The sequence below is a fragment of the Novosphingobium acidiphilum DSM 19966 genome (genome assembly GCF_000429005.1).
Taxonomy (GTDB): domain Bacteria; phylum Pseudomonadota; class Alphaproteobacteria; order Sphingomonadales; family Sphingomonadaceae; genus Novosphingobium; species Novosphingobium acidiphilum.
Map to the genome: position 1 here is coordinate 55,090 of NZ_AUBA01000019.1, position 6,000 is coordinate 61,089.

The window sequence follows — 6,000 nt, forward strand, 5'->3', positions numbered from 1 at the left end:
TGCCGGTTTGTCGCACACCCTGGTGGTTGACATTGCCAATGCCTTAATTCGGGTCACGTAAAAAAGAGCGTGCGGGAATGACTTGTGCGGCATCGTACGTCCCCCTATAGGCCCGGCAAACCGAGGTGCCGGGGGCCGTGATGGCAAGCGCCCCCGGGTCGGAAGGCACGAACGCGGAGGGCCGGATGGCTGGGGTGTTGAGTGACGAGATCGACGTGTTGGCCAAAGCCCGGCGCGCCATGCCGGGTGACTATGTTCCCAGCGAAGACGAACCCTACATGAACGAGCTGCAGCAGGATTATTTCCGCCGCCTGCTGCTGGAATGGAAGCGCTCGATCCTGTCGGCGTCGGTCAACACGCTGTCGGCGCTGCAGGAAGGTCCCATTCGCGAACCCGATCTGAACGACCGTGCGTCGAGCGAGACCGATTGGGGTATCGAGTTGCGCACCCGTGATCGCCAGCGCAAGCTGATCGCCAAGATCGATTCGGCGATGCGGCGGATCGACGAAGGCGAATACGGCTATTGCGAAGTAACCGGCGAACCGATCGGCCTGGGCCGGCTGATTGCCCGCCCGATCGCAACCATGACGGTCGAGGCGCAACAGGCACACGAACGGCGCGAAAAGGTTTCGCGCGACAACTGATCGGCGATGACCGGGGCGGGGGCCTGATGCACCCGCCCGGCCGGCGGAGCGGCGGCTTTGCGGACCCGGCAATTCTGTCCCAAAACGGGGCCATGCCGCACAGGCCTGGTGAATCCCATTTCATTTTAACATTTCGTTTGCCGATTTTCCGGTATTTGTTGGTCTGCGTTCCAGGGGCGCCGATTGCATGCCGTCGCGCATGCGCGGGCCCGGAAGCGTGGGGTGCCGTGACCGGTTTCGAGACGCGAAGCCGGCGCCGGGCAGGCATTTGGCAGCAATGAAACGGAACCGGTTGGTGACTGACATCGATCATCGGCAAGTCGGACGGGACAGCCTGTTTCTCATGGCTGATCTCAGGGTCGAAGGCCAGGCGGGCGACCACCGGGTCAAAGTCCGCAACCTGTCGCCGCACGGCATGATGGCCGAAGGCACCGTGCGCGTCGCTTCGGGTGTCGGCGTCGAAGTCAACTTGCGCTCTGTCGGGTGGGTCCCGGGCCGCGTCGCGTGGATTCAGGACAACCGGTTCGGCATCGCCTTTCTCGAAGAAATCGACCCACGCGAAGTGCGTGCGCCGGCGCCATCGGTGGGCGAACACACCCCGCGTTACCTGAAATCCGCGATCCAGCCGCCAGACCCGCGCACTCTGCGCAAGCTTTGACCTAAAAATCGATCGCGATACCGTTGCGTTCCCAATCGCCGAACCGGGTGGGGTCAAGCCCGTCGGGATCGGGGACAGGTTCGGCCGCGCGCGGTTCGGGCACGGGCGTGTTGGTCCAGTGTGCGGGCGGGGTAAACCCCTGGGGGCGTGACGTGGCGCGCTTGATCGGTTCGGTCATGCGCCATGCGATGCGCCACCGCGCGCCCGCTGGCAATTGCCAAGTGGGGCAGATGCGACGATAGGGGGCCATGGTACGCCCCCCCAGTTCGCGCTTTGCGCCTGTCGAAACTGCCGCTCCTGTCGAAATCCAGGGTCTTGCCGCGCGGCTTGCCGCGCTGCGCATGATCGATGCCGTGCTGCGGCGGGGCGATCCGCTTGACCAGGCGGCCCCGCCGCTGCTGCGCCCGGTGCCCCGCGCCGACGATCGCGCGCTGGCCACTGCGATCGCGCAGGAAGTGCTGCGCTGGCTGGTGGATTGTGATGCGCTGATCGATCAGGCGATGAAACTGCCGCTGCCCCATGATGCCAAGGCGCGCAGCGTGCTGCGCATGATGCTGGTGCAGGTGCTGCGGCTGAACCTGCCGCCCCATGCGGTGATCGCGACCGGCCTGCCTTTGCTGTCGGGTGGTCCGCGCCGCCTGGCACACGGGGTGTTTTCGGCGATCCTGGGCAAAGGCGAGGCCGCCCTGCCGGCCGCGCCCAGCCTGCCCGAACCGGTGATGCTGCGCTGGGGCCAAGCCTGGCCCGACCGGCTGGCGCCGATTGCCGCAGCACTGGCCGAACCGCCGCCCCTCGATCTCAACCTGGCCGATCCGGCCACAACCGCCGCCTGGGCCGAACGCCTTGGCGGGATCAGCCTGATGCCGGGCCATGTGCGGCTGGCGCGCGGGCAGGCGGTAGAGCACCTTGACGGCTATGCCCAAGGCGCCTGGTGGGTGCAGGATCTGGCCGCGACGATCCCCGCGCGGCTGATTGGTGCAGCGCCCTGTGCCGGTGCGCGCGCGCTCGACCTGTGCGCAGCACCCGGGGGCAAGACGCTGCAATTGGCCGCCGCCGGCTGGACGGTAACAGCGATCGACAAGTCGCCCCGGCGGCTGGAGCGGCTGAGCGAAAACCTGACGCGCACCCAGCTGTCCGCCGAAGTCATCGCCGCCGATGCCCTGACCTGGCAGCCCGATCACGGTTTTGATGCGATTCTGATCGATGCACCGTGCAGCGCCACCGGGACCGCACGCCGCCATCCCGATGTGCTGCATCGCCAGCCCGCACTCGATGACCTGATCGCACTTCAGTCGGCGCTGCTGGCGCGCGCATCCGGCTGGCTCAATCCGGGCGGTACGCTGGTCTATGCGGTGTGTTCGCTCGAACCTGCCGAAGGCGAAGCACAGGCGGCCGCCTATGGCGGCACGCCGTTGCCTGTCACGCCCGACGAACTGCCCGAAGGCATTGCACCCACGGCGCAAGGCTGGCTGCGCACCGACCCCGGCATGTTGGCCGAGGCCGGCGGGCTCGACGGATTTTTCGCCGCGCGCTGGAAAGCGTAATTGTGTCCTGAAAGTCGCCATCACGCGACTTTCAGGACAAACGCTCAGGCCTTTACGCGGTCGGCAAAGCTCTTGCGCAGCTTGTTCAGCTTGGGCGGGATTACGGCCAGGCAATACGGGTTGCGCTGGCCTTCGCCTTCCCAATATTCCTGATGGTAATCTTCGGCCGGATACCATGTGGCAGGGCCTTCGATCGTGGTCACGATCGGCGCGGGCCAATGGCTGGCATTGCGCGCAATCGCGGCTTCGGCTTGCGCGCGTTGCGCATCGTCCAGCGGAAACAGCGCCGAACGGTACTGCGTGCCGACATCGTTGCCCTGACGGTTCAGAGTCGTCGGATCGTGGATCACGAAAAACACATCGAGCAGCGTGGCATAGTCGATCACCGCGTCGTCGAACGTCACGCGGATGCCCTCGGCATGGCCGGTCGTGCCCGAACAGACCTGCTTATAGGTCGGATTGGGCACAGTGCCGCCGATATAGCCGCTTTCGACGCCCGACACGCCGTTGACATCGCGCAACACCGCCTCGGTGCACCAGAAACAGCCGCCGGCAAGGATGGCTTCGGCCATGAAAAATCCCTTTTGTTGTCGTCCTGGCCGCAAAGATAGGGTGCCCATGCGGTATTGTCATCGCCCCGTCGTTGAATTGCTGCGCCATTGCCCTTAGGTCTGGGCCCATGACCCAGATCACTGTCGCCGCGCTGCAACTGTCGCTCAACGATCCCGATCCTGCCGACAATATCGCGGCGGTGGCCGCCATGGTCGAACAGGCCGCCGGCGATGGTGCGCAGATCATCCTGCCGCCCGAACTGTTTGCTGGGGCCTATTTCTGCCAACAGGAAGACGAGGCGCGCTTTGCGCTGGCGCATACGCTGGCCGAAGATCCCTCGGTGGCGGCGATGCGGCGCGTGGCCAAAGGCCTGGGCGTGGCCATCCCGACCAGCTTTTTCGAACGCGACGGGCAGCATTACTACAACACCCTGGCGATGATCGATCCCGCGGGCGAGATCATGGGCATCTATCGCAAAAGCCACATCCCCGATGGTCCGGGGTACGAAGAAAAGTATTATTTCCGCCCCGGCAACACCGGGTTCAAGGTGTGGAACGTGTGTGGCACCACCATCGGCGTGGGCGTGTGCTGGGACCAGTGGTATCCCGAATGCGCGCGCGCGATGGCGCTGATGGGGGCCGAACTGCTGTTCTATCCCACCGCCATCGGCAGCGAGCCCTATGATGCCGATCTCGATACCAGCCGCGTGTGGCGGCGTGCGATGCAGGGCCATGCCGCATCGAACTGCATGCCGGTGATCGCCGCCAACCGTATCGGCGTCGAAGAAAACGCGCAGACGTTTTACGGCCACAGCTTTATCACCAACGAATGGGGCGATCTGGTGGTCGACTACGGCGCGCAGGAAACCGGCACGCTGGTTGCGACGTTTGACCTGGCGCTGGCGCGCAAACGCCGCGCCGGCATGGGCTTTTTCCGCGATCGCCGGCCGCAGCTGTACGCCCGGCTTGCGCAGGATACGTGACGCATCGCTATCTGATCGCGCTGGGTTCGAACATGGCGCACCCGCGCCATGGCCCCCCGCCCGCGGTGCTGCGCGCAGCCCTTGTGGCGCTGGAAACGTCTGACCTGCGGGTGATCGCCTCGGCGCCGATCATCGCCAGTGCCCCGGTCGGTCCGTCGCTGCGCCGTTATGCCAATGGTGCGGCCGTGATCGAAACCGTGCGGCCCCCGCTGGCCTTGCTCGACCAGTTGCAGGCGATCGAGGCCGCGTTTGGCCGCAACCGGCGCGGCCAGCGCTGGCGCGCGCGCACGCTCGATCTGGATATCGTGCTGTGGGACGGCGGCGCATTTTGCGACGCGCGCCTGACAGTCCCCCACCGCGAATACCGCAATCGCACCTTCGTACTGGGCCCCGCCGCGCGCATTGCACGCGACTGGCGCGATCCCCTAACCTGCCTTTGCGTGAAACACGCCCATGCGCGCTTGACCCGCCGCGCCCGCCTGCCTAAGGCGCCTCCACCGCACGACGCGTGCCGGGCCCATAGCTCAGTCGGTAGAGCAACTGACTTTTAATCAGTAGGTCGCTGGTTCGAATCCAGCTGGGCTCACCATATTTTCAATAACTTAGTTGGTGAGATTTGAGGCGAAGGCCGGTGCCTCTTGCCTTTAGGCATCAGATAGGCATCAGCCGGTGCAGTTTCGTGCTTGGTTAGTGCGGCTGATCGGCCAGCCGGGTTAAATGGTTTCCGACGCTCACAGCCAACGGACAGCACCAGGCAGCTAGCGAGCAATCGCGTATCGGATAACCATGTCGTCATTTTCTCCCCAGCCTCGCGCGCCCGCGCGTAGCGTCTGGCCAGTCCGGTTCTTTGCTGGTTTTACATTTGCGGGATCGATTGGCTGGTGACTGCGGCGAGCGAAAGAGAGGGATATCCGCGTCGATTCGATCATGCCTTGATGTCCGGCTGGTCGCCAAGCGCGGGCCGGGGTTTATGCACGGTCAGGTGCAATTCGTGTCGCCGCAGTCGCTATCGGAAATGACACAACCAAGCGGCATGAAAGAGTGCAATGACTGTAACGGCGCATTCGTTCGGTAAAAGAGGAATGCGCCCGCACGCAGAAATCGCCGCATCACGCAAGCGTGCTGGTGGTCGAGCCACTCGTCGATGTGGTTTGCGAACCACCGCCGACCGAATAGGTCGGGTTGGTGAGCGCGCTTAACAGATCGCTGGTACTGGAAGAGTCGCTAGTGCTGCTGGAGGAGGCACCCCCTGAATGATGGTGATGATGGCCGCCATGATGAGCCGCACCCGTACCCTTTGCAGATGTGGTGCCGGTCGAAGCGGCGGGCGTGGTGCTTGCCGCTTGCGTGGCTGTGGCTGGCGTGGTGGTTGCAACCTGTCCGGTCGTGCTGGCGCCAGCAGAGCTGGTCAGTGCTTGCTGGGATGTCACGGCACTGTTTGAACTGAGGTTCTGCCATGTCCCCCGTCAGCGCCTTTGGCACAGATTAGGGGTTGAGATTTGAGGAGGGTTGGGGCTTCGTCGTAGTGACGAAGGAACGCAGATGAAGCCCCAACCCTCCTCGAGAAAATTGCCCGCGAAAGCCCCTGCCGAGCAGGTGGTGAAGGACATTCGGCGCCAG

Annotated in this window: 7 protein-coding genes and 1 tRNA gene; 6 read left to right on the top strand and 2 right to left on the bottom strand. The window is 64.5% G+C overall.

Annotated features, from left to right (window positions below; all coding sequences use genetic code 11):
- Nucleotides 1-185 precede the first annotated feature (185 nt).
- Entirely contained in the window at nucleotides 186-644 is a 459-nt protein-coding gene (gene dksA / locus G404_RS0114945) for an RNA polymerase-binding protein DksA (protein ID WP_028641803.1), read from the top strand.
- A gap of 343 nt (nucleotides 645-987) precedes the next feature.
- On the top strand, nucleotides 988-1,302 hold the full coding sequence (locus G404_RS0114950) for a PilZ domain-containing protein (protein WP_245584547.1): 315 nt from the start codon (nucleotides 988-990) through the stop codon (nucleotides 1,300-1,302).
- Between the two features lies 1 nt (nucleotide 1,303).
- Here G404_RS0114950 and G404_RS20135 read toward each other — a convergent pair whose 3' ends face one another.
- Nucleotides 1,304-1,480, bottom strand: a complete 177-nt coding sequence (locus G404_RS20135) for a DUF1674 domain-containing protein (RefSeq protein WP_084601366.1) — start codon at nucleotides 1,478-1,480, stop codon at nucleotides 1,304-1,306.
- Between the two features lie 70 nt (nucleotides 1,481-1,550).
- Here G404_RS20135 and G404_RS0114960 point away from each other — a divergent pair, with 70 nt between their 5' ends.
- Nucleotides 1,551-2,846, top strand: a complete 1,296-nt coding sequence (locus G404_RS0114960; RefSeq protein WP_051280775.1) for an RsmB/NOP family class I SAM-dependent RNA methyltransferase — start codon at nucleotides 1,551-1,553, stop codon at nucleotides 2,844-2,846.
- 44 nt (nucleotides 2,847-2,890) lie between these two features.
- On the opposite strand, the gene msrA is transcribed toward G404_RS0114960, so the two are convergent.
- The gene (gene msrA, locus G404_RS0114965; protein WP_028641806.1) at nucleotides 2,891-3,418 is read right to left on the bottom strand and encodes a peptide-methionine (S)-S-oxide reductase MsrA; all 528 of its coding nucleotides are present in this window, start codon (nucleotides 3,416-3,418) and stop codon (nucleotides 2,891-2,893) included.
- A 107-nt stretch (nucleotides 3,419-3,525) separates the two neighbouring features.
- Between msrA and aguB the strand changes: the two genes are divergently transcribed.
- The 3 genes from aguB (at nucleotide 3,526) to G404_RS0114980 (ending at nucleotide 4,969) form a co-directional block, all read left to right on the top strand.
- Entirely contained in the window at nucleotides 3,526-4,380 is an 855-nt protein-coding gene (gene aguB, locus G404_RS0114970; protein ID WP_028641807.1) for an N-carbamoylputrescine amidase, read from the top strand.
- 32 nt (nucleotides 4,381-4,412) lie between these two features.
- Complete coding sequence (gene folK / locus G404_RS19900; protein WP_084601367.1) at nucleotides 4,413-4,931, top strand: 2-amino-4-hydroxy-6-hydroxymethyldihydropteridine diphosphokinase; 519 nt, start codon at nucleotides 4,413-4,415, stop codon at nucleotides 4,929-4,931.
- Nucleotides 4,894-4,969, top strand: a tRNA-Lys gene (locus tag G404_RS0114980). The genes folK and G404_RS0114980 overlap by 38 nt, the downstream gene beginning before the upstream one ends.
- The last annotated feature ends 1,031 nt before the right edge of the window (nucleotides 4,970-6,000 follow it).